We start from the raw sequence: 20,947 nt of genomic DNA, 5'->3' as shown, positions 1-20,947 counted from the left end.
GAAAGGCCCCCGGATAGGAAGTAGCTCTCATGAGCTATTTTCGGTAGTTCCTTCTAGTCATACCGGACGAATTCTTGATACTTTACCCTGCATAAAGCAACTGGTTCGGGTAATGCATCACCTTAAGAAAATGGGTCCCAGATGACTGCAGTAGCGGTAGAGCGAACGAACTGGGATCGAGGCTGGGCGGCGCGGGCAGCCTGTCGCGGCGGCTCACCTGATGAGCTGTTCGCCAAAGGTGCAGCCCAGCAGAATGCGAAGGCCATCTGCCACGGCTGTCCAGTCGTCGCAGAATGTCTTGCGGACGCACTGGACAACCGCACCGAGTACGGCGTGTGGGGTGGCATGACGGAGCGCGAGCGTCGAGCACTGCTACGCCGCCGACCAGAAGTTGTGTCCTGGACCGCGTTGTTCAAGGCCGCCCAGGCGGGCGACCGGCCTTAACCGCCGCTGAGCGCGTCGCCGATCTGCCGCAACTGGGCGACGTTGTTGACGTCGCTGCCGGAGGCAGGAACCTGCACCTGGGCAATGTCCTCATGTGCAGCGGTGAACCGTTCTACCGCAGCGCGATGCCGCGCTGCGAGATCCGCGGATTCCGCGTGGATCTGTAGCAGTGCCGCAGTATCCGCGGGGGACCAACCATCAGGTCGGTTCGGCAGATCCTGCATCGCCTGTGCCGTCTCCAGGGCTCGCGACGACGACAGCGACGGGATTGTCACCGGTTGGATGCGGTTGACGACCAGTCCGGCGAGCGGCATGCCTTCGGTCGCGAGTCGGTCCACGAAGAATGAGGCTTCCCGCAGTGCGTCCCGCTCCGGGGAGGCGACGACCAGAAATGCCGTGCTCACGTCGCTGAGCGCGGCATACGTTTCATCGGCGCGTTCGCGAAAACCACCGAACATCGTGTCCAGAGCCGCGATGAACGTCTGGGCATCGGTCAGCAACTGGGTGCCCAGCACCCTGCCCATCACCGCGGTCACCGAGCCCATCCCGATGGAGACGAACTTCAGGTACGCCCGGCCACCCACCTTGGCGGGCGCGGTCATCAGCCGGATGAATCGTCCGTCCAGGAAGGACCCGAGCTTCTTGGGCGCGTCCAGGAAATCCATCGCCGAGCGGGACGGTGGGGTGTCGACCACGATCAGATCCCAGCGCGGGTCGGCTCCGGACATTTCCTGGTGCAACTGCCCCAGGCGCTCCATCGCCATGTACTCCTGGGTGCCCGCGAACGAGCTGGAGACGGCCTGATAGAACGGGTTGGCCATGATGGCGTCGGCCTTTTCAGGGGTCGAATGCGAGAGCACCACCTCATCGAAGGTGCGCTTCATGTCCAGCATCATCGCGTCGAGGCAGCCGCCCGCAGACGTGTCGATCGTCTCGACGGGCGCGGGGTCGTTGTCGAGGTGCTCCAGGCCCAGCGCCTGCGCCAGGCGGCGGGCGGGATCGATGGTGAGCACGGCTACCGATCGACCGGCTTCGGCGGCCCGAATGGCGACAGCCGCGGCGGTCGTCGTTTTGCCGACCCCGCCGGATCCGCAGCAGATGATGGTGCGGATCGACCGGTCGGCGATCAACGTGTCGATGTTGAGGTCGCGCGTGCTCATTGCAGGCCCTGCTCTCGTAGCGCGGTCGCGAGTTGGCGTAGTCCGCCGGCGTCTATCCCGTCGCGAATCGTCGGCAACCGGACGATCGGCATACCGAGATCTTCCAGACGGGCACTTTCGCGTTCTTCCAGGCGCAGCCGCTGATCCCTGCGGCGCCCGGCGTCCAGTAGCCCGTCGACGAGGGTCGGGCCCACGCGCAGGTCGGCCGCCGTCAGATCGGCACGAAGCGGCGACTCGTCGAAGTCCGCTTCCTGCAGCAGCGCACGCGTATCGGGGTCCAGCAGCACCGCCTGCTCAGCGTTGATGATGATCGACCCCATCGTCAGTCCCAACTCCCGCAGCTCTGCCGCCGCGTCGATGGTCTCCTGCACCGGCATCTCCTCCGCGTGGGTCACCAGGTGCAGATGACTGCGTCCGGAGGTGAGCATCGTCATGATCGAGTCGGCCTGCTTCTTGATCGGCCCCATCTTGGCCAGCCCGGACAGCTCGCGGTTGACGCCGAGGAACCGGCCGATCCGCCCGGTGGGCGGCGCGTCCAGGACGACGGCGTCGTACGGCTGGAAACCACGCCGTGCGTGATGGGCGTCGCGGCGGACGACCTCGTAGACCTTGCCGGTCAGCAGCACGTCGCGCATCCCCGGCGCGATGGTCGTGGCGAAGTCGACGGCTCCGAACTTCTCCAGCAGACTGCCCGCCCGGCCCAGTTTGTAGAAGATCTGCAGGTACTCCATCAGCGCTGCCTTGGCGTCGACTGCCAACGCGCGCACCTCTCCGCCGCCGAGCCCTCGGGCGACATGCGTCTCCTCCTTGCCCCCCACGGGCACGTCGAAGAGCTGACTGATGCCGCCACGCGCCTCTACTTCGACGAGCAGCACGTGCTGGCCCTCGTGTGCCAGTGACAGGGCCAGGGCGGCAGCAACGGTCGTTTTCCCGGTGCCCCCCTTGCCCGAGATGATGTGTAGTTGTGCGGTCACGCGGTGGGATCCCCCGCCAGCTCGATGATGGTGTCCAGGACTATTCGGAATGCGGGCGCCTGCGGATCGACCAGATCGAAGTGATCGGCACCACTGCAGGTGATAGTTGTCGTTCCAGGCGCGGCGGCGACATACCGCCTGCTGATGTCAACGGGCACCACGTCGTCGCGGTCACCGTGGATGGCCACGACCGGGATGCGCGGTGTGCCCAGGAGCGCCGGATCAGCGGCCGCCCAGGCCTGGGGGTCCTGCTCGGGGGTGCTGCCCATCAGTGCCTGCGCGGCGCCGTTGCCCAGATCGAGCGCAAACACCCGGTGCAGATCGACGCACCCGGCCAGCGACACAGCCGCGAGCACTGCGCGTGCTTCGGGTGCCTGCTGCGCGGCCAGCCATGTCACGAGATGACCTCCTGCCGAGTGCCCGACCAGCACGATGTCACTGGGCAGGTCATCGCGCGCAGCGACCGTTTCGAGGGCAGTGAGCAGGTCATCGCGCAACTGCGGCCACCCGCCTCGTTCCGCACGGCGGTACTCCACGACAACGACGTGGAAACCGGCTTCGGCCAATGCCTCGGCCTGCGGGCCGGCGTGCGTGCGATCGGTGGCCGGTCGCCAGAATCCGCCGTGCACGATGACGACCGTCACATTTCGTGCTCCACTGCGCGGGCGGCGCAGGTCGTAGAGCTGGTCGGCCAGCGGACCGTAGGGCGTCGTTTCATCCGGTGGTGGCGCGACACGGTGGAGCAGGTCGAGCGCAGATGCCATATTGCGAGCCTACTTGCCGGTCACATCGCGGTGTCTTACCCCGCCCTACGCCCCTGATACGGTCGCAAAACAGTATTGAAAAAGGGCGAACAAGCGTTGACGCAACGCGAGATGGAGCATCTGCAATGGCGCACCAGGGGCTGCGGCCCGTACACGCTGGGTCCGATCTGCACGTGGTGGTGGTCGGCGCAGGGATGGTCGGTCTGTCGACGGCCTGGTACCTGCAGGAGCAGGGGGTGCGGGTCACCGTCGTGGAGAGGTCCGGTATCGCCGCTGGTAGTTCGTGGGGCAACGCCGGGTGGATCTCGCCAGGGCTGTGCGTGCCGCTGTCCGAGCCCGGTGTTCTCAAGTACGGCGCAAAGGCGCTGCTGGACCCGAAGTCGCCGCTCTACATCCACTTCAAGGCCGATCCCCAGCTGGTCAGGTTCCTGCTCGGTTTCGCCCGGCGGTGTACGCCGGGGCAGTGGCGGGCCACGATGGCCAAGTTCGTGCCGGTCAACGCCCAGGCGATCGAGGCGTACGCGCACCTCGAGGCGAACGGGGTGAGCGCGCGGATGAAGGAAGCGCCGATCATGGCCGCGTTCCGCAAGGCCGAGGACGCCGCCGCGCTGGAGCACGAGATCGCCCAGATCCGCGAGGTCGGGCTGGACCTGCAGGCCGACGAGGTCGACGGCGCCACGTTGCGTGCGCAGCTACCGATCGTGAGCCCCGACGTGGAGAAGGCGATCCGGCTCGGCGGGCAGCGCTACATCGACCCCGGTGCCTATGTCGAGTCGCTCGCCGATGCGGTGCGCGAACGGGGCGGCGAGGTGCGGATCGGGGCGAATGTGCACGCGCTGCGGCACGGTCCGCACGGGGTGACCGTGGAGATGATGAGCGGTGAGCCGGTCTCGGGTGACGCGGTCGTCATCGCCACCGGCGCCTGGCTCCCACAGCTGGCGAAAAGCTGCGGCGTGCGCACCGCCATGCAGGCCGGTCGCGGCTACAGCTTTTCGCTCGGCGTCACCGAGCCTTCGGCGAGCCCGGTGGCCTGCCCGGTCTACTTCCCGTACGAGCGGATGGCCTGCACCCCGTACGGCGACCGCTTGCGGGTGGGCGGCACCATGGAGTTCGCGGACGCCGATGCACCGCTGAGCATGGCTCGGGTCGACGGCATCATGCATTCGGGACGACCGCTGCTGTCCGGAGTGGACTGGGATGACCCGCAGGACCTGTGGGTGGGCAGCCGCCCCGTCACGGTCGACGGCATGCCGTTGGTCGGTGCAACGAAGGTGCCACGGGTGTTCGTCAACGGCGGGCACGGCATGTGGGGCATCACCCTCGGCCCGCTCACGGCCAGATTGCTCGCGCGCCAGATGGTCACCGGGCAGGTCCCGAGCGAACTGGTGCCGTTCGCACCGACCCGCTGAGTCCTGCCAGACTGCACCCATCCCGACTTACCCCTTCACCAAGGAGAAAACACGTGACCAACTGGGAGTACGCCACCGTCCCGCTCATCGTGCACGCCACCAAGCAGATCCTCGACCAGTGGGGCGAGGACGGCTGGGAACTGGTTCAGGTCCTGCAGGGCGACGGCGGAAACCTGGTCGCCTACCTGAAGCGTCCGAAGGGCAACTGATGTCGGGTGTGGAGGATCGTCTGTCGCAGATGGGGCTGACGGTGCCCGCGGTCGCAGCACCGGTCGCTGCTTACGTCCCCGCTATCAGGGACGGCAACATCGTGATGACGTCGGGTCAGCTACCGATGGTCGACGGCAAGCTCGCCGCGACCGGCAAGGTCGGCGCGGAGGTCACCCCGGAGCAGGCCACAGACCTGGCACGCAGCTGCGCGCTGAATGCGATCGCCGCCGTGAAGTCTCTGGTGCCCGACCTGGACACCGTCCGGGTGATCAAGGTGGTGGGTTTCGTGGCGAGCGATCCGTCGTTCACCGGCCAGCCCGGTGTCATCAACGGTGCCAGTCAGCTACTGGCCGACGCATTCGGCGAGAAGGGTGCGCACGCGAGGTCCGCGGTCGGTGTGGCCGTACTGCCGCTGGACGCCCCGGTCGAGGTCGAGATCACCGTCTCGGTACAGGGCTGACGAACCCGGCGTGCAGACGTCGAGATCGCACCGATGACCACCCGAGAACAGCGCTACCCTGCCGCCGGTCCGCTGGAGGATGTGGTCCGGACCTGGCTGGACGCGGGTTGCCCTGCCGGTGCGCCCACTCGGCGTGCATCCACCGTGATGGTGTTGCGCGCCGGGCAGTCCGGCGATGCGGAAGTGGGTGGCTCAGGTGTGGAGGTCTTCATGCAGCGCCGGGTCGCGACGATGGCGTTCGCGCCGTCGATGTGGGTCTTCCCCGGCGGTGGCGTCGATCCCCGCGACGGTGAAGCCGAGCCGCCGTGGGCAGGGCCGAGCCCGGATGAGTGGGCAGCCCGGCTCGACGTCCCACGCGAGGACGCCGTGGAACTCGTATGCGCGGCAGTCCGGGAAGTTTTCGAAGAATGCGGTGTACTGCTCGCCGGCCCGGACGGGACATCTGTACTGCGGGATGTGAGCGGTGTCAGGTGGCAGCAGCACCGCGCGGACCTGCTGGCCAAAGAATCGTCACTGTCCCAGGTGCTGTCCGAGGAGCGGTTGGTGCTCCGTTCGGACCTGCTGTCGCTGCAGGACCACTGGGTGACGCCGGAGTTCGAGAAGAAGCGCTACGACACTTACTTCTTCGCCGCGCTGCTGCCCGAGGGGCAGATCGCCGACGACCAGACCACCGAGGCGGACGTCTCCCGGTGGGTACGACCCGCCGAGCTCCTGGCTGCCCTGACAGCGGGCGAGGTGATGATGCTGGCTCCCACGAGCACGAATCTGGAACGTCTGACACAGGCGGATGCCCCGGCCGCAGTCGTCGGCTCGACACCGCAGGTGATCCGGGTGATGCCGGTGGCTCACTACGACGGTGACCAGGTCGTCATGACAGCGCAGCTGCCGGTATGACCTGGCAGGGCGGCCCGGTGACACCCGGAGCGACGGTGGTGCTCTGCCCCAACCCCGGACCGATGACACTGGACGGAACGAACACCTGGGTGCTGACGGCGCCCGGCTCCCGGGATGCGGTCGTCGTCGATCCTGGACCGCTGGACGAGACGCATCTGCAGGCAGTGCTCGCGCAGGTGGCAGCGCAGGACGCCCGTGTCGCGCTGACGCTGCTGACCCACGGCCACTTCGATCATGCGGAGTCCGCAGACCGCTGGGCAGACCTGACCGGCGCACCCGTGCGGGGTGCCGGCCGCGGGCAGCCGTTCTCCGACAACGAGCGGATCACTCTCGGAGGGCTGCAGATCCGGGTGCTGCTTACCCCCGGGCACACCAGCGATTCGGTCTCGTTCCTGGTCGAGAGTGAACACCTGCTGCTGACCGGTGACACGGTGCTGGGCCGGGGCTCCAGCGTGGTCGCCCACCCCGACGGTGAGCTCGCGGCGTACCTGAACTCGTTGGACCGGTTGGCAGCCGTCGCGGAAAAAATGACGCTCGGCCCCGGTCACGGGCCCACGCACCCCGACGCCGCTCCCGTCGTCGCGCAATACACCGCGCATCGGATGCAGCGTCTGGAGCAGGTACGGGCGGCGCTCGCAGCCGGCGCGGCTGGTGCGCCGGATGTCGTGCAGGCTGTGGTGGAAAGTGTTTATGCGGACGTGCCGCGAGAGGTCTGGCCGGCCGCGAAGGCAACCGTGGCGGCCCAGCTGGACTATCTCGACTAGCGCAGTGAATCAGCAGTAATGCGGTTGCACGCACTGCATCAGCGTGCGCGGTGCTGCAGTCGTTCGACGTCGAGCAGGGTCACCGCGCGTGCTTCGAGCTTGACCCAGCCGCGTGCGCTGAAATCGGCCAGTGCCTTGTTGACGGTCTCCCGGGACGCGCCGACCAACTGGGCCAACTCCTCCTGGGTCAGGTCGTGCGCGACCAGGATGCCGTCGTCGACCGGCCGCCCGAAGCGACTGGAGAGGTCCAGCAACGCCTTGGCGACCCGGCCCGGCACATCGGTGAATACAAGGTCGCCGAGCGCCTCGTTGGTGCGGCGCAGCCTGCGGGCGAGGGCAGCCAGCATCGTCATGGCGACCTCGGGGCGGTCCTTGAGGAAGTCGGTCATGTCCGGGTGGGCCAGCCCGACCAGCTCGGTGTCGGCGACTGCAGTGGCCGTGGCAGTGCGGGGCCCCGGATCGAACAGGCTCAGCTCACCGAGCATCTCGCCCATCCCGAGGATGGCCAGCAGGTTCTCGCGGCCGTCGACGGAGCGCCGACCCAGCTTCACCTTGCCGGCGGTGATGACGTAGAGGGAGTCGCCCTGGTCGCCTTCACTGAACAACTCAGCGCCACGTGGAATCTGAGTGCGCGACATCGATGCGAGCAGCGCCTCCGCGTCCGTATCGTTCAAAGCAGCGAACAACGGCGCCTTGCGCACGGCTTCGGTTTCCACAGGGGTAAGTGTGCCACGTCACCATGTCATCCGGGTGATCGAAGCGAGGCCTAGTCTCGACCGGGTGAAACGTCTCGACACCAGCACGCAGAGCCCCGTCTCGCGCACCCGTCGCGCCCGCAAGATGTACCGCGCGCTGGAGCAGACGTATCCCTATGCCCATTGTGAACTGGACTTCAGCACCCCGTTGGAGTTGCTGGTCGCAACCATCCTGTCTGCGCAGACAACGGACGTCGGGGTCAACAAGGTGACGCCCACGTTGTTCCAGCGCTACCCCGACGCCGCGGCCTACGCCGGCGCGGATCGGGAGCAGCTGGAGACGCTGCTGCGTCCGACGGGGTTCTTCCGGGCGAAGGCCAACTCGGTGATCACCTTGGGTCAGGCGCTGGTCGAGCGGTACGACGGCGCTGTCCCACCCCGGCTGGAGGATCTCGTCACGCTGCCCGGAGTAGGGCGCAAGACTGCCAATGTGGTGCTCGGCGACGCCTTCGGAATACCGGGCCTGACGGTGGACACCCACTTCGGGCGACTCGTGCGGCGCTTCGGGTGGACCGAGGAGACCGACCCCGTCAAGGTCGAAGCCGCTATCGGCCAGATGTTCGCGCGCAAGGACTGGACGATGCTCAGCCATGTGCTGATCTTCCACGGTCGGCGGATGTGCCACGCGAAGAAACCCGCCTGCGGGGTGTGCCCGGTGGCCCGCTGGTGCCCGTCGTACGGCGATGGCGAGACCGATCCGGACAAGGCCCGCGCGCTGCTCAAATACGAGATGGCACCTCGGTGAGCGATGGTCACCCCGTTCCGTCGTGGTTGCAGAACATCGAAGCTCAGGCCGCGCAGCGGATGCCGAGATTCGCGGCGGGTTCGGGCTCCGGTGGTCGGGCGTCCGCCGTATTGATGCTCTTCGGCCCGCGCGTCGGTGGCGGCGAAGACATCCTGCTGACCCAGCGCGCTGAGACGCTGCGTAAACATGCTGGGCAGGTGTCCTTTCCCGGCGGAGGTGTCGACCCGGGGGACGCCGCACCTCGCGACACTGCGTTGCGGGAGGCCAACGAGGAGGTAGGCCTGAGCGCCGAGGGTGTGTACGTCGTGGGTCAGTTGCCGATATTCCCGCTGAGTGTGACGGGGTTTCAGGTCACGCCCGTGGTGGCCTGGTGGGAATCACCATCGCCCGTCGTGGCCCGCGAGGCCGAGGTCGCCAGAGTGGCGCGGGTGTCAGTCGCTGACCTGATCGATCCGGCGAACCGGTTCACTGCGGTCGCACCAGGGCGGAAGTTCGCCGCACCCGCGTTCGAGGTGGACGGACTCTACATCTGGGGATTCACTGCGATCCTGCTCAACGAAACATTGAAGCTCGCCGGACATGCAGTGCCCTGGGACGAGCACGACGAACGACTCGTACCCGAGCGCTACCGGCGGGTGTGACGCCCGGCGCTGCCCCTACGCGGCCTTCGGCGGCTTGATCGCTGCGACAGCCTTCTGGCTGGTTTCAATGGTGCGCTCCGGCTTGCCCTTGATCTTCTTCAGGGCACCGATGCCGACCAGCGCGAGGAGGGCCGTGATGAGCAGCAGAGCGCCGCCGACGATGAGGAAGCCCGCCCAGGTCGGCAGTACCAGCGACAGCGCCCAGGCGCCCGCAGTCAGCAGGAAGCCGAGCGCGAAGAGGCCGAAGACGGCCGCCCCGACCAGCATGCCCGCGCCCTTGCCACCCTTGGCGACATCGGACTTGATCTCAATCTTCGCGAGGGCGATCTCACCTTTGACGATGTCTTTGACATCGGTCTGGGCATCGGCGACCAACTGGCCGAGCGTGCGCTGCCCAGCTGCCTCACGGGATGAGGTGCTGGGCTGCTCTTTGGTGCTCTGAGCCATCGAGGGTCTCCTTCGGTGCGATGTGGGTTCGTACGCGTGCGGTCGGGCCACAGTTTATAGAAGGCTACGGGTAGTCGTGTCGTTTGCGCTGTTGATAGATGTCGGGGATGCCGTCATGGTCATCGTCGCGGTTTTCCTCGATCCACGCGGCTTCGTAGATCTTGTTACGTCGACGCAGCACCGCTGTAGCGAGTAGCGCAGCGAGGAGGGACCCGACCAGAACCCCGATCTTGACGTGCTGATCGGTATCGCTGTCGGGGCCGAAGGCGAGCTCGCCGATGAGTAAGGACACCGTGAAGCCGATGCCCGCGAGCAGGCTCATCCCGAACAGATCCGACCAGGCGATGCCGTCGTCCAGTTTGGCTTTGGTGAACCTGGCCATCACAAAGGTGCTGCCGAAGATGCCGACTGTCTTGCCGCAGATCAGGCCCACCACGATGCCGATCGTGACCGGGTCGGTCACGGCGTCGGCGAAACCGTCGATGAAGTTGACGCCGGCCGCAAAGAAGGCGAAGACCGGTACGCAGAATCCTGCGGACAGTGGGCGGATGCGGTGTTCGAGATTGTGGGCAGTGTCGTACGCCACCGGTACCGACAACCCGAGGAGCACGCCCGCGATCGTGGCGTGGATACCGGAGGCGTGCAGCAGTACCCAGGCGATGACCCCGACAGGTACCAGGATCAGGGGATTGCGGACCCCGAAGCGCATCAGGAGGCCGAACAGGATGACGACGGCGAAGGAGCCGAACAGGGCCCAGACGTTGATCGTGCTGGTGAAGAAGATCGCGATGATGGTGATGGCGATCAGGTCATCGACCACCGCCAGTGTCAGCAGGAATGAGCGCAGCGCCGTCGGTAGATGGGTGCCGATCACGGCCAGGACCGCGACAGCGAACGCAATGTCGGTAGCCGTGGGGATTGCCCACCCGTCGATGGCTCCACCGCCGGAAAGGAGCTGGACGAGCACATAGAAGACAGCGGGCACGACCACTCCGCAGGCGGCCGCGATGACCGGTACCACTGCTTTGGCCGGGTCACGCAGGTCGCCGCGCAGGAACTCGTGCTTGAGCTCCAGGCCGACGGTGAAGAAGAAGATCGCGAGCAGCCCATCGGAAGCCCAATGACTCATGCTGAGGTGCAGGTCGAGCGACGAAGGACCGAACTCGAAGTCCTGCAGACTGAAGTAGGCAGCGTCCCAGGGGGTGTTCGACCAGATGATCGCCACGAGCGCAGCCACCAGCAGCATCGCCCCACCGATTGTCTCCAGCCGCAGCAGATCGGCGACGCGTTTGGCCTCGGGCCATTCGCCGCGGGAGAACAGTGCATTCTTGGTGTCGGTGGGAAGAGACAAGAGTTGGCCGCCTTCGCGGTTCGGTGAGATCTTCGACGACGTGCCGACCGGGACCTTCGGCTCCCATGGAACTCCCAGTTTATCCGGATCACCATCTCGTGGTGCTGCATCGGTGCGAACTGGGAGCACCGGAGGGGCGGACCGGCGGGCACAACGAGCATGATGGTTATGACGTTGCGTGCGGTTGGCGGCCCTTGTTCGACCCTCCATCGGACGCACGCGAGATCCTGCCCGGACAGCCCACGCTAAATTGGTCGTCCGTGGCCGGACCTCTGGACGATCTGCTGACACTTCCCGGGGTGGCGGATGCCGTGAACGATGCCCGCGAGACCTGTACGGCGCTGCGGTGGCACCCTGCGCTTCGACGGCGCATCCCCGAGGGCGCGACCGAGTCGCGGGTCCGGGGTGCGCGGGCGAGTGCAGCCCTGGACGGGGCGGAGTTCAGCGTCGACGTCGTACGCGACCTGATGCGCGGAGCGGTCGCCTGGCCGGACCCGGCGGGACCGTTGGAACAGGCCTTGCGCAGCGCGGTACGGGCGACCTCACAGACCGAACGCCTCGGCGCCGCGGTGCGGTCCGCGCCTTCCGGCGCCCTCGCGCGGCTGCACGTCGCTGCTGCCGCGGACCTCGCTGAACAGGAGTCTCTCGGGCGTCCGCGCACCGGTGACCAGGACTGTCGCGAGTTGGTGGAGCTGGGGTCAGCGCCGCCGGCATCGGTAGCTGCGGAACGGATGCGCGGCATCGCGGGGCTGTTGGACGCCTCGCAGGACGCGCCGATCGTCGTGGTCGCGGCGATCGCCCACGCCGAGATCGCCTGTGCCCGACCGTTCGCGAGGGGTAACGCCGTGGTCGCCAGAGCTTTCGAGCGGGCGCTGCTGGTCGAGGGCGGACTGGACCCCACCGGCGTTTCGGTGCCTGAGTGGGGACACGGGCGCAGCGGCGTCGTGGAGTACCTGGGCGCGCTCGCGGCGTACGCGACCGGTACGCCGGACGGGGTGCGCCTGTGGTTGATCCACTGCGCAGAGGCGGTAGCGGCCGGTGCGCAGGAAGGCGGCCGCATCTGCGACGCGGTGCTGGCGGGCCGGCTGAACTAGCGCATTGTCCTCCTGAAACGTGTCCGGCGCGACCCTTGTATGTGTGCCCCAGCAGGAGTAGACCTGAGGTCATAACTACACACCACCGCGAATGACCAGGCACCCACGCGCAGGCAGTTCACTGATGAACCAGATCGTTCCCGCACCTCACGGACGGGCCGGCAGCAGCCATGTGCACGCTTGGTAACCAGGTCACCCGCGCGTTGGTGAAGGCGCCCCCACCGATCATGGTGGGGGCGCCTTCGACGTAGTGGGGCGCCTTCAACAGGTGACCCGCCAGCCCCGTCCACATCCCCGCGGTGCGGTGGAACCGGTCCACACGTCGGCGGCCATCACTGGTGCGTCCGGCGGTGCAGCCGGTGAAGTACGGATATGTCTGCACCGACTTCCGCACCGACGTCCACATTGACCTTCGTGGCTGCCTCCGCTCTCGCATCGGGCCCGGGCCCGGTATCGCAGCCGACGGGTGCCCCGTTCGCAGTGATCGGGTGCGGTGGCGGGGCCGGTGCCTCGACCCTGACGGCAGCGCTCGCGGCCGTCGCTGCCCGACGGGGGTACGCGGTCGGGATCATCGACCTGGATGCCACCGGCGGCGGCCTCGACGTCGTCTTCGGCATCGAGCAGACACCCGGAGTGCGGTGGTGCGAGGTGTGTGGCGTGGACGGGGAGTTGGATGGTTCCGCGCTGTTCGAAGCCCTGCCGGGGGTCGGGCCGGTCAGCGGAAGGTCGACCGGGACCGGTTCGATCGGTGTCCTGTCGCACGGTCGTGAGCCCGCGGCAGTACCTGAGCACGTCGTCGCTGCGGTCGTCGCGGCACTCATCACCGCCTGCGATCTGGTGCTGATCGACGCGTGCTCCCTGGAGGAGTTGGAGGTCGTGCCGGTCGAGATCGAGGTCGTCGTGGTGGTGCACGCAACGGTCCGTGGCACTGGCGCCGCAGCCGCTACCGCGAGCGCGCTGAGACAGAGCGGCAGGGAGCCGGTTCTGGTGCTGCGGGACGGATCGCCCGTGCTGGCGACGCAGGTGGCCGACGTCGTCGAGGCGCCGGTACTGGCCAGGATACGGACCGAGCGGCGGGTGGAACGAGCCCTCGCGCGGGGAATCGGCCCGGGCGCGCGTGGCGCGTTGGCCTCCTCGTGCGAGCACCTGCTGGACGCCCTGATGCAGCGTCGGGACGCGTCATGAGCGTCGATGAAGCAATGTGGGACCAGATCCGGCGCGGCACTCCGCCCACCCTCCAGGCAGTCGACGCGCTGGCTGCATTGGACCGGGTCACCCTCGGGTCCGGCCGGGTCGCTGCGCTGCGCTCGAAGATGGTGGCCGAAGTGTTCGGCGCCGGCCCGCTGCAGGAGCTGCTCGAACAGGGTGCTGTGACCGATGTGCTGGTCAACGGCACCGACGGGGTGTGGATCGACCGTGGGAACGGGCTGGAGGAAACGTCGTGCGATGTCGGAGATGCCGTCGCTGTGCGCCGACTCGCGGTGCGTCTGGCGACCGCCGCGGGGCGACGGCTGGATGAGACCACACCGTTTGTGGACGGGCTGCTGCCTGGTGGTGTGCGGCTGCATGCAGTACTACCGCCGCTGGTTGCGCACGCGGCGCATATCAGCCTGCGGGTGCCCAGAGATCACCCGCCGACCGTCGCTGCCTTGCAGGCCGCGTCGATGTTCGGGCAGCTTGGCGCCGAGGTGTTGTGTCAGTTGGTCGCTGCGCGGGCCGCCTTCGTCGTCACCGGAGGTACCGGATCGGGCAAGACGACACTGCTTGGTGCGCTGCTGTCCCTGGTGCCGGTCACTGAACGGATCGTCGTCGTCGAGGACGTGCGCGAACTACGCATCGACCACCCGCACGTCGTGGCATTGCAGGGCCGTACCCCGAATGTCGAGGGCGCAGGCGCGGTCTCATTGGAGACATTGGTGCGGCAGTCGCTGCGAATGAGGCCGGACCGGCTCGTCGTCGGAGAGGTCCGTGGGGGCGAGGTGCGAGAGCTGTTGACCGCTTTCAACACCGGTCATGAGGGTGGCTGCGGCACAGTGCATGCCAACGCGGCCTCCGACGTACCGGCGCGCTTCGAAGCGTTGGGTGCACTGGCGGGGATGTCCGAGCACGCCGTGCGCACCCAGCTGGTGAGTGCGATCCAGGTGGTCATCCACCTGCGCCGTGAGGCTGGTGTCCGGATCGTCGGTGAGATCGGGGTGATCGGTTGGGATGGCGCGGCGCTACAAGTTGACCCGGCGCTGATCCGCGAGGGCGGTCGGCTCGAGCGGGGCTGCGGCTGGGACGCATTGGCACAGATCCTGCGAGTCCGCGCGTGAGCGGCGTGGGCTGGGCGTTGGGGTGCTGCGTCGGTGCGCTGTGGTGCTGGCCGTTGAGCGTCGGGCGTCCGGACCGCCCGGCGGCGGGATCAACCCGCCGGATGTCCCTGCGCGAGGCACTGAGGATGGTCGCGCGACGTCTACGTGGCTCCGCTGCTGGTGACGAGAGCGAAGTGTTCGAGACGTTACTGGCGGGCATCTCGCCGGCCATTCAGGCAGGCGTGCCGCCGCTGGTCGCAGTCTCCACGGCGGCATCGGTCGCGTTACGGACCACCAGCGAGCCTCAGCTGCGGGCTCAGCTCCTGCGGCTGCACGGTGCGGCAGTCGGTGGGGCGCCGCTCGCGGACACCTGGGCGCAGTTGGCCGCCCGCTACCCGCAGGCCGGTCTCGGTCCGGTGGCGCGTGCGTGGTCGCTGTCGGATCGGGTCGGGTGCGGGTTGAGCGAGGCGGTCGCCGCGGCGGTCCGGCTGATGTCGCAGGGGCAGGACCAACGCCGTCGGATCGCTGCTGCGACAGCGGGACCGCGCGCGAGCATGCAGGTGCTGACACTGCTGCCGCTGCTCGGAGTCGGCATCTCGATGGTGGTCGGTATCGACCCGACCCAGCTCTACTCCGGCGGTGTAGGTCGTGTGTCGTTGGGCCTCGGACTGCTGTTGACGTGGCTGGGTCGACGTCTCATCGCAGCGATGATCAGGAGATCCTGCGCACCGGAGACGCTGAAGTGACAGGGGCAGGATCAGCGCCGATCTGGTGGGCGATCGTGCTGCTCGCATCGCTGCCGTTGCTGTGGCCGACCAGCGTCGCGTACTGCGGGTCGGGCGAGGTGGTTGCCGTGCACCAGCCGGACGGCAGCGTGCGGCCCGATGACGTGCATACGGTCGCCGAAACACTGGATCTCCTGGCGCTCGCGCTCAGCAGCGGAGTACCGATGGTCGTGGCCATCGAGGCGGTGGCGGTCGATGCGGGGGCCGAGGTCGGCGCGCATCTGAGCCAGGTCTCGGCGGCACTTCGGTGGGGCGTCGACGAGGTATCGGCGTGGGACGGTCTACCGCAGGTGTGGAAGCCCGCTGCCGCCGCGTTGGCGTTGGCCGTCAGCGCCGGTGCACCACCGGGTGATCTGCTCCGCCGCGCTGCGCAGGACATTCGTCGCCGTGAAGACCAGCGGCTGGACGAAGCTGCAGGCCGGGTCGGCGTCCTGATCGTGATTCCGCTGGGCCTGTGTTTCCTGCCTGCTTTCGCCTTGCTCAGCGTCGTACCCGTCGTTGCCTCGATCGCGCGCGGCGTGCTGGCTGGTGCGGCATGACCGCACTCCCATCGCCTCATCCCTCGACCGATGGATGAACCACAGGGCCCGGTGCCCCAAATCGAAGGAGTCACAGATGACACGAGGAGCGGTTCAAATGACACGACGAGCGGTTCAGAAGACCCGAGCGGTTCAGAAGACCCGAGCGGTTCAGAAGACCCGAGCGGTTCAGAAGACCCGAGCGGTTCAGAAGACCCGAGCGGTTCAGAAGACCCGAGCAGCGCAGGCGCACCCACGCTGGAGTCGAGCCCTACGGGCAGGCCGAACAGCGGGGATGTCGACGGCCGAATATGCCGTCGGTACCCTCGCCGCAGTCGCTTTCGCGGCGGTGTTGATCGGCGTGGTCAAGTCCGGGGCGGTGAAGTCGGCGTTGACCTCGATCATCCAGCAGGCGCTCAGCGTCGCGTCGTGAGCGGCCCCCGAGCCGATCGGCGGCATCGAACCCATGCCGATGCCGGGATGGTGTCGGCCGAGCTGGCGGTCGGCCTGCCCGCCGTCGTGTTTGTGCTGTTGGTCGCGCTCGGGGCATTGACGGCGGGTGTCGACCAGGTCAGGTGCGCAGATGCGGCCCGGGTCGCGTCCCGATCCGCAGCGCGCGGCGATGCCCCATCGGTGGTTCGTGAGCAGGGTCTGCGTGCCGCACCGGCGGGGTCCGGGATCGGTGTCGAAGAGGACGGCGATCTGATCCGGGTAACGGTGACCAGCCCGGTCCGGGGCCCCTTCGGGTGGGTTGTCGGGTCCGCTTCGTTGCATTCGACGGGGGTGGCGCAGCGTGAGACGGCGCCGACGACGCTGCCGTGAGGCGCCCGATCGCGGCAGCGGGACAGTTCTGCTGGCGGGGGTGATATCGGTCATCCTGCTGGTGATGGCCGGTGGGCTCGTCGTGGTCTCGGCCGTGCACGCGAGCATGCGCGCCAGGATCGCCGCCGACCAGGGCGCGCTCGCGGGCGCGACAGCACTGTTGAGCGGCGGGGGCGACCCGTGCGGGAGCGCGGACAGAATGGTGACGGCCAACGGGGCACGACTGGTGTCGTGCCTGACCGCAGGTGACACAGTGACTATCGATGTCGTTGTGTCCAGTGCGGTGGTGACGAAGTGGGGTCTGGGTGCTGCTCATGCGAGGTCGCGCGCCGGCCCGGAGGCAGCCGGGTGATCATCCGAATGGGCAGCCGGGTGAGCGTCCGGGGCCGAACGCAGCAACCGGTCGAGCAGAAGTACAGCGCCACGTTTGTCCAACGGTTCGTTTCCGTTGCCGCATTTGGGCGACTGTACGCAGGCCGGGCAGCCGTGCAGGCAGGGGCAGCTCTCGATCGCAGCACGGGTCGCCGACAGCCAGATCCTGGCTGCCGCGTAGGCACGCTCGGTGAAGCCGGCTCCGCCCGGGTGGCCGTCGTAGACCACGACGGTCGGCATACCGGTGTCCGGGTGCAGGGCGGTGGAGACACCCCCGATATCCCAACGGTCAGACTGCGCGACCAGGGGCAACATTCCGATCGATGCATGCTCGGCGGCGTGCAGGGCGCCGGGTAGATCTTCCGCGCTGACCCCGGCGTCCAGGGCAACCGACTCCGGCATCGTCCACCAGACGCCCCGGGTCACCAGCTGGCGCTCAGGCAGATCCAGCGGATGTTCGCCGATGACTTCGCCGGACGGGAGTTTGCGCAGGAACGAGGTCACTTGCGAACGCACCCGGATGGTGCCGAAATGCAACTCGCAATCTGCCCAGACCTGGTTCCTGTCGGAGCTGACGATGTCGAAGGAGCTGACCGACCGGGCCATCGTCGACCATCCCGGGTCACCGGGCACCACGTGCGCGCTGCCGTCCTCCAGGTCCAGCGCGCTCACGACGAAAGGAGCGCCCTGATGGGTGTAGACGGCGCCGGTATGCACGGCGGTGTGCGATCTGGACCCGTCCACCGTCCCCAGGACGCGAGCGGTTCTCGTCTCCACGATCCGCACGACGTCCGACCCGTCCCCGCGCAACGAGAAGTGATCGGCCGGTCGGTCTTCGCGGGCCCAGAACCAACCCCGCGGGCGTCGTCGCAACACCCCTCGCGCGACGAGGGAGGCCAGCAGCGGGACCATACCGTCGCCGAAGTAGCTGCTGTCCTGCACGGTCACCGGTAACTCCGCCGCAGCTGCCGCCAGGTGGGGAGCGAGCACGTAGGGGTTGCCCGGATCGCAGACCGCCTGCTCCACGGGTCGGTCGAAGATCGCCTCGGGATGGTGGATCAGGAAGGTGTCGAGCGGGTCGTCGGCAGCGACCAGGATCACCAACGACGGCGATCCGCCGCGCCCCGATCGGCCGGCCTGTTGCCGGAAGGAGGCCACGGTGCCCGGCCAACCGGCGATGACCACCGCGTCCAGTCCACTGATGTCGATACCCAGTTCCAGGGCGCTGGTGGCCGCCAGCCCGCGCAGCGCGCCGCTGCGTAGATCGGCTTCCAGTGCGCGCCGCTCCTCGGGCAGATATCCACCACGATAGGCGGCGACCCGGTCAGTCACGGACAGGTGCGCGCGGGTCATCTCGGCAACAACTTCGACGCCTACCCGTGAACGCGCGAAGGTCAGGGTCTGGACACCGGACGCGACTAGCGCGGTCATCAGATCCGCGGATTCGGCCACGGCGCTGCGTCGCCCGGTGTCGCCCTCGATCCGCGCAGGCCCCGGTTCCCACAAGGCGAAGGTGCGCGGGCCCTGCGGAGACGCGTCGTCGTCCACGACCTGCACGTCGGTGCCGACCAGTGCAGAGAACTGCGCGGCGGGAGCAGCAGCCGTGGCAGAGGCCAGGATGAAGGTGGGCTCGGCGGAGTACCGCGCGGCGATCCGACGCAACCGGCGCAGGATCAATGCGACGTGGGCGCCGAAGACCCCTTTGTACAGGTGCGATTCGTCGACCACGACGTACGTCAACCGGCGGAAGAAAGTAGCCCACCGCTCATGCTGGGGTAGCAGGGTGTGGTGCAGCAGATCCGGATTGGTCAGCACGAGATGGGCGTGCTCGCGGATCCACCGCCGCTCATCTGTGGGGGTGTCTCCGTCCAGGGTTGCCGCGCGGATACCGGGGATCGCGTAGGAGCGGATCCGAGCTTCCTGGTCGGCGCCCAGGGCTTTCGTCGGCGCCAGATAAATGGCAGTCGCGCCGCGGCCGGTGGGTGCGTTCAGGCCCTCTGACAACGCCGAGAGCACCGGCAGCAGGTAGGCCAGGCTCTTACCCGATGCAGTGCCGGTGCAGATACCGACGTCCGTTCCGGCGTGGGCCAGGTCGGCGACCTGGCGCTGGTGGGTCCAGAGCCGGGTGACCCCGGTACCTTCTACCGCGGCGCGCACCGGCGAATCCACCCAGGAAGGCCACGACGTCGTGCGCCCGGGCTGTGGTGTCGTGGTGCGTTGGTGGACCACTGAGCCGGAGGCGACCCCGTGCAGGGCATCCAGCGCTGACGCCGGGTCGAAGGCCGGCACGGCCGGGCGCTGTTGGTTCGGGTTCGGCATCTCTCCACTCGTTGTCGGGGGTCGCACATACCCTCTCATCATGGCCCGTCCCATCCCGGTGACGCGCGATGAGGTGGCCAGGTTGGGAGCAGGGGATCAGATGCGGCTCGGACCGGCAGTACAACGACTCCGCATGGATCTTGCAGCGGTCGACTACGCCACCGAGGCGATCGACGCACTGCTGGGCGATGTTGCATCCGCCGCCCTGCACCGCGAGCAGTTACTGCCTGCCCGCCGCGTCGCTGCGGCCGATGAGCCGCTCGCGATCGTGATGCGGCTGTTCACGCTCGGTGTCGCGGTGTCCGTCGCGGATATCGACCGCGCGCTTCCGGCATGCGGTGTGGCGGGTCTGGTCGAGTTGGAGCTGGTGGAGCCGGCCGATGCTGATGATGACGGCGACCAGCTCATGCGGGCGACCTGCGATCTGCGGCCCTACGGCGATGAGCAGCACCGCTGGTGGGTTGCCTCCGACCTGTCCGAAACTGTCACCGGGCGGGCGTTACCCCAGGATCACGTGCTCGGTATCGGTGGGGCATCCACCACTCTGGCGTCCTGGACACCGCGCCGCACTGCGGCCCGGGCGCTGGACGTCGGCACCGGCTGCGGGGTGCAGGCGCTGCACCTGCTCAGCCATGCCGGGCAGGTGGTGGCCACCGACCTGTCGCTGCCCGCGTTGGGCTATGCGAGATTCAACGCCGCGCTCAACGAGGTCGACCTCGATCTGCGGGCGGGCTCGCTGCTCGAACCGATCGGGCCGCACGAAGTATTCGACCTGGTCGTCAGTAATCCGCCGTTCGTCATCACCCCGCGTACCGAGGAAATGCCGGCGTACGAGTACCGCGACGGTGGGATGACCGGAGATTCGTTGGTACAGCGCCTGATCCGTGATCTGCCGGGTGTTCTGGCGCCCGGTGGGGTGGCGCAGCTGCTGGCCAACTGGGAGGTGCCGCGCGGCGGTGACTGGCGCGAGGTCGTGGGCGGGTGGATTGCCGGCACAGGTCTGGACGCGTGGGTGGTGCAGCGCGATGAGCAGGATCCCGCGCAGTACGCCGAACTGTGGGCCGGCGACGGGGGGCACGGACACTTCGAAGCGAGCGCAGCGCTCTACGACCAGATGTACACCGCTTGGCTCGAGGACTTCGCGGCCCGCGATGTAGAGCGGATCGGGTTCGGCATCGTGACTCTGCAACGCCCCACCAACGGTCGAGAGCCGTTCGTTGACCTCGTGGAGGTGACCGGCCCGGTCGCCGCAACGATGGGGCCGACGATCGACGCCGGGCTGCGCGCCCGCACCGCGCTCGCCGAGGGCGGCGACGCCTACCTGTTGGAGCAACGGTGGCGGGTCGCATCCGACGTCACCGAGGAGCGACACGGGTTTCCGGGATCGCAGGATCCGAGTGTGATCTTGCTGCGCCAGGGCGGTGGGCTCGGCACGGCGATCCAGCTGGACACTGCGCTCGCGGCGTTCGTATCGGTCTGCGACGGGGAGTTGATCGCCGCTGCAGCACTCGATGCCATTGCCGAGCTGATCGAGCAGGACGCGGCATCTCTGCGCGCCCGGTTGCTACCGCGGGTCGCCGCCCTGGTTGCCGACGGACTGCTGCAGATCTGACGCGCCGGGCCGGGGGTCCGCAGCCAATGTCCAGGTCGGACCGGCTACCGTGCGTATCGCCCGAGGTCCAAGCGGTGACGAATCCACTGCACCTGGGCACGATCAACTCAAGG

General features: G+C 67.8%; 25 protein-coding genes. 17 read left to right on the top strand and 8 right to left on the bottom strand.

Going from position 1 to position 20,947, the window contains the following annotated elements; genetic code table 11:
* Positions 1 to 141: 141 nt before the first annotated feature.
* Positions 142 to 444: a WhiB family transcriptional regulator gene (locus tag V3G39_00350; GenBank protein XAS76519.1), complete on the top strand. Its 303-nt coding sequence runs from the start codon at positions 142 to 144 to the stop codon at positions 442 to 444.
* Here the strand turns inward: V3G39_00350 and V3G39_00345 are convergent.
* Genes V3G39_00345 through V3G39_00335 form a run of 3 tightly spaced genes read right to left on the bottom strand, consistent with a single transcriptional unit; the run spans position 441 to position 3,342 of the window.
* Entirely contained in the window at positions 441 to 1,604 is a 1,164-nt protein-coding gene (locus tag V3G39_00345; protein ID XAS76518.1) for an ArsA-related P-loop ATPase, read from the bottom strand. The two genes, V3G39_00350 and V3G39_00345, sit on opposite strands and share 4 nt — an antisense overlap.
* Positions 1,601 to 2,578 carry an ArsA-related P-loop ATPase gene (locus tag V3G39_00340; protein ID XAS76517.1) on the bottom strand — a complete coding sequence of 326 codons (978 nt, stop codon included), beginning with the start codon at positions 2,576 to 2,578 and terminating at the stop codon, positions 1,601 to 1,603. Before V3G39_00340 ends, V3G39_00345 begins: the two co-directional genes overlap by 4 nt.
* A complete protein-coding gene (locus V3G39_00335) occupies positions 2,575 to 3,342 on the bottom strand; it encodes an alpha/beta hydrolase (GenBank protein XAS76516.1) in 768 nt (255 codons plus the stop codon). The genes V3G39_00340 and V3G39_00335 overlap by 4 nt, the downstream gene beginning before the upstream one ends.
* Before the next feature lie 125 nt (positions 3,343 to 3,467).
* Between V3G39_00335 and V3G39_00330 the strand changes: the two genes are divergently transcribed.
* Genes V3G39_00330 through V3G39_00310 form a run of 5 tightly spaced genes read left to right on the top strand, consistent with a single transcriptional unit; the run spans position 3,468 to position 7,079 of the window.
* Positions 3,468 to 4,751, top strand: a complete 1,284-nt coding sequence (locus V3G39_00330; protein XAS76515.1) for an FAD-dependent oxidoreductase — start codon at positions 3,468 to 3,470, stop codon at positions 4,749 to 4,751.
* Positions 4,752 to 4,804: 53 nt separating this feature from the next.
* Positions 4,805 to 4,960: a hypothetical protein gene (locus tag V3G39_00325; protein XAS76514.1), complete on the top strand. Its 156-nt coding sequence runs from the start codon at positions 4,805 to 4,807 to the stop codon at positions 4,958 to 4,960.
* Positions 4,960 to 5,421: a RidA family protein gene (locus tag V3G39_00320; protein XAS76513.1), complete on the top strand. Its 462-nt coding sequence runs from the start codon at positions 4,960 to 4,962 to the stop codon at positions 5,419 to 5,421. The genes V3G39_00325 and V3G39_00320 overlap by 1 nt, the downstream gene beginning before the upstream one ends.
* A 33-nt stretch (positions 5,422 to 5,454) precedes the next feature.
* Positions 5,455 to 6,315: an NUDIX hydrolase gene (locus V3G39_00315; GenBank protein XAS76512.1), complete on the top strand. Its 861-nt coding sequence runs from the start codon at positions 5,455 to 5,457 to the stop codon at positions 6,313 to 6,315.
* Entirely contained in the window at positions 6,312 to 7,079 is a 768-nt protein-coding gene (locus V3G39_00310) for an MBL fold metallo-hydrolase (GenBank protein ID XAS76511.1), read from the top strand. Before V3G39_00315 ends, V3G39_00310 begins: the two co-directional genes overlap by 4 nt.
* Before the next feature lie 38 nt (positions 7,080 to 7,117).
* Here the strand turns inward: V3G39_00310 and V3G39_00305 are convergent, their stop codons facing one another.
* Positions 7,118 to 7,795 (bottom strand): Crp/Fnr family transcriptional regulator, encoded by a 678-nt coding sequence (locus V3G39_00305; GenBank protein ID XAS76510.1) that lies wholly within the window; start codon positions 7,793 to 7,795, stop codon positions 7,118 to 7,120.
* Between the two features lie 124 nt (positions 7,796 to 7,919).
* Between V3G39_00305 and nth the strand changes: the two genes are divergently transcribed.
* Together nth and V3G39_00295 are read left to right on the top strand one after the other, a co-directional pair.
* Positions 7,920 to 8,579: an endonuclease III gene (gene nth / locus V3G39_00300; protein ID XAS78152.1), complete on the top strand. Its 660-nt coding sequence runs from the start codon at positions 7,920 to 7,922 to the stop codon at positions 8,577 to 8,579.
* Positions 8,576 to 9,220 carry a CoA pyrophosphatase gene (locus tag V3G39_00295; GenBank protein ID XAS76509.1) on the top strand — a complete coding sequence of 215 codons (645 nt, stop codon included), beginning with the start codon at positions 8,576 to 8,578 and terminating at the stop codon, positions 9,218 to 9,220. The genes nth and V3G39_00295 overlap by 4 nt, the downstream gene beginning before the upstream one ends.
* A 15-nt stretch (positions 9,221 to 9,235) precedes the next feature.
* Here the strand turns inward: V3G39_00295 and V3G39_00290 are convergent, their stop codons facing one another.
* Both V3G39_00290 and nhaA read right to left on the bottom strand, forming a co-directional pair.
* Positions 9,236 to 9,667 (bottom strand): phage holin family protein, encoded by a 432-nt coding sequence (locus V3G39_00290; protein XAS76508.1) that lies wholly within the window; start codon positions 9,665 to 9,667, stop codon positions 9,236 to 9,238.
* Positions 9,668 to 9,731: 64 nt separating this feature from the next.
* On the bottom strand, positions 9,732 to 11,018 hold the full coding sequence (nhaA, locus tag V3G39_00285) for a Na+/H+ antiporter NhaA (GenBank protein XAS76507.1): 1,287 nt from the start codon (positions 11,016 to 11,018) through the stop codon (positions 9,732 to 9,734).
* Between the two features lie 260 nt (positions 11,019 to 11,278).
* On the opposite strand from nhaA, the gene V3G39_00280 reads away from it, so the two are divergent.
* Positions 11,279 to 12,112, top strand: a complete 834-nt coding sequence (locus V3G39_00280) for a Fic family protein (protein ID XAS76506.1) — start codon at positions 11,279 to 11,281, stop codon at positions 12,110 to 12,112.
* Between the two features lie 118 nt (positions 12,113 to 12,230).
* On the opposite strand, the gene V3G39_00275 is transcribed toward V3G39_00280, so the two are convergent.
* A complete protein-coding gene (locus V3G39_00275) occupies positions 12,231 to 12,494 on the bottom strand; it encodes a hypothetical protein (GenBank protein XAS76505.1) in 264 nt (87 codons plus the stop codon).
* Here V3G39_00275 and V3G39_00270 point away from each other — a divergent pair.
* The 7 genes from V3G39_00270 to V3G39_00240 are packed head-to-tail and all read left to right on the top strand — an operon-like array spanning position 12,485 to position 16,883.
* Positions 12,485 to 13,297 (top strand): P-loop NTPase, encoded by an 813-nt coding sequence (locus tag V3G39_00270; GenBank protein ID XAS76504.1) that lies wholly within the window; start codon positions 12,485 to 12,487, stop codon positions 13,295 to 13,297. The genes V3G39_00275 and V3G39_00270 overlap by 10 nt on opposite strands.
* A complete protein-coding gene (locus V3G39_00265) occupies positions 13,294 to 14,427 on the top strand; it encodes a TadA family conjugal transfer-associated ATPase (protein XAS76503.1) in 1,134 nt (377 codons plus the stop codon). The genes V3G39_00270 and V3G39_00265 overlap by 4 nt, the downstream gene beginning before the upstream one ends.
* On the top strand, positions 14,424 to 15,152 hold the full coding sequence (locus V3G39_00260; GenBank protein XAS76502.1) for a type II secretion system F family protein: 729 nt from the start codon (positions 14,424 to 14,426) through the stop codon (positions 15,150 to 15,152). The genes V3G39_00265 and V3G39_00260 overlap by 4 nt, the downstream gene beginning before the upstream one ends.
* Positions 15,149 to 15,730 (top strand): type II secretion system F family protein, encoded by a 582-nt coding sequence (locus V3G39_00255; GenBank protein ID XAS76501.1) that lies wholly within the window; start codon positions 15,149 to 15,151, stop codon positions 15,728 to 15,730. The genes V3G39_00260 and V3G39_00255 overlap by 4 nt, the downstream gene beginning before the upstream one ends.
* Before the next feature lie 34 nt (positions 15,731 to 15,764).
* Positions 15,765 to 16,142: a DUF4244 domain-containing protein gene (locus V3G39_00250; protein ID XAS76500.1), complete on the top strand. Its 378-nt coding sequence runs from the start codon at positions 15,765 to 15,767 to the stop codon at positions 16,140 to 16,142.
* Positions 16,139 to 16,531 carry a TadE family type IV pilus minor pilin gene (locus tag V3G39_00245; protein ID XAS76499.1) on the top strand — a complete coding sequence of 131 codons (393 nt, stop codon included), beginning with the start codon at positions 16,139 to 16,141 and terminating at the stop codon, positions 16,529 to 16,531. The genes V3G39_00250 and V3G39_00245 overlap by 4 nt, the downstream gene beginning before the upstream one ends.
* The gene (locus V3G39_00240; GenBank protein XAS76498.1) at positions 16,503 to 16,883 is read left to right on the top strand and encodes an Rv3654c family TadE-like protein; all 381 of its coding nucleotides are present in this window, start codon (positions 16,503 to 16,505) and stop codon (positions 16,881 to 16,883) included. The genes V3G39_00245 and V3G39_00240 overlap by 29 nt, the downstream gene beginning before the upstream one ends.
* On the opposite strand, the gene V3G39_00235 is transcribed toward V3G39_00240, so the two are convergent.
* A complete protein-coding gene (locus V3G39_00235; protein XAS76497.1) occupies positions 16,844 to 19,222 on the bottom strand; it encodes a DEAD/DEAH box helicase in 2,379 nt (792 codons plus the stop codon). The two genes, V3G39_00240 and V3G39_00235, sit on opposite strands and share 40 nt — an antisense overlap.
* A gap of 40 nt (positions 19,223 to 19,262) precedes the next feature.
* On the opposite strand from V3G39_00235, the gene V3G39_00230 reads away from it, so the two are divergent.
* Entirely contained in the window at positions 19,263 to 20,834 is a 1,572-nt protein-coding gene (locus V3G39_00230) for a methyltransferase (GenBank protein XAS76496.1), read from the top strand.
* Positions 20,835 to 20,947 lie beyond the last annotated feature (113 nt).

This window comes from Dermatophilaceae bacterium Sec6.4 (genome assembly GCA_039636865.1).
Taxonomy (GTDB): domain Bacteria; phylum Actinomycetota; class Actinomycetes; order Actinomycetales; family Dermatophilaceae; genus Allobranchiibius.
The sequence above is the reverse complement of the archived record's forward strand: the minus strand, read 5'-3'. Positions and strand labels throughout refer to the sequence as shown.

Coding starts and splice junctions, on each gene's coding strand:
- V3G39_00350 (XAS76519.1), top strand. CDS start 142: ATGACTGCAGTAGCGGTAGAGCGAACGAACTGGGATCGAGGCTGGGCG.
- V3G39_00345 (XAS76518.1), bottom strand. CDS start 1,604: ATGAGCACGCGCGACCTCAACATCGACACGTTGATCGCCGACCGGTCG.
- V3G39_00335 (XAS76516.1), bottom strand. CDS start 3,342: ATGGCATCTGCGCTCGACCTGCTCCACCGTGTCGCGCCACCACCGGAT.
- V3G39_00330 (XAS76515.1), top strand. CDS start 3,468: ATGGCGCACCAGGGGCTGCGGCCCGTACACGCTGGGTCCGATCTGCAC.
- V3G39_00320 (XAS76513.1), top strand. CDS start 4,960: ATGTCGGGTGTGGAGGATCGTCTGTCGCAGATGGGGCTGACGGTGCCC.
- V3G39_00315 (XAS76512.1), top strand. CDS start 5,455: ATGACCACCCGAGAACAGCGCTACCCTGCCGCCGGTCCGCTGGAGGAT.
- V3G39_00310 (XAS76511.1), top strand. CDS start 6,312: ATGACCTGGCAGGGCGGCCCGGTGACACCCGGAGCGACGGTGGTGCTC.
- nth (XAS78152.1), top strand. CDS start 7,920: ATGTACCGCGCGCTGGAGCAGACGTATCCCTATGCCCATTGTGAACTG.
- V3G39_00290 (XAS76508.1), bottom strand. CDS start 9,667: ATGGCTCAGAGCACCAAAGAGCAGCCCAGCACCTCATCCCGTGAGGCA.
- V3G39_00270 (XAS76504.1), top strand. CDS start 12,485: ATGTCTGCACCGACTTCCGCACCGACGTCCACATTGACCTTCGTGGCT.
- V3G39_00265 (XAS76503.1), top strand. CDS start 13,294: ATGAGCGTCGATGAAGCAATGTGGGACCAGATCCGGCGCGGCACTCCG.
- V3G39_00250 (XAS76500.1), top strand. CDS start 15,765: ATGAACCACAGGGCCCGGTGCCCCAAATCGAAGGAGTCACAGATGACA.
- V3G39_00235 (XAS76497.1), bottom strand. CDS start 19,222: ATGCCGAACCCGAACCAACAGCGCCCGGCCGTGCCGGCCTTCGACCCG.
- V3G39_00230 (XAS76496.1), top strand. CDS start 19,263: ATGGCCCGTCCCATCCCGGTGACGCGCGATGAGGTGGCCAGGTTGGGA.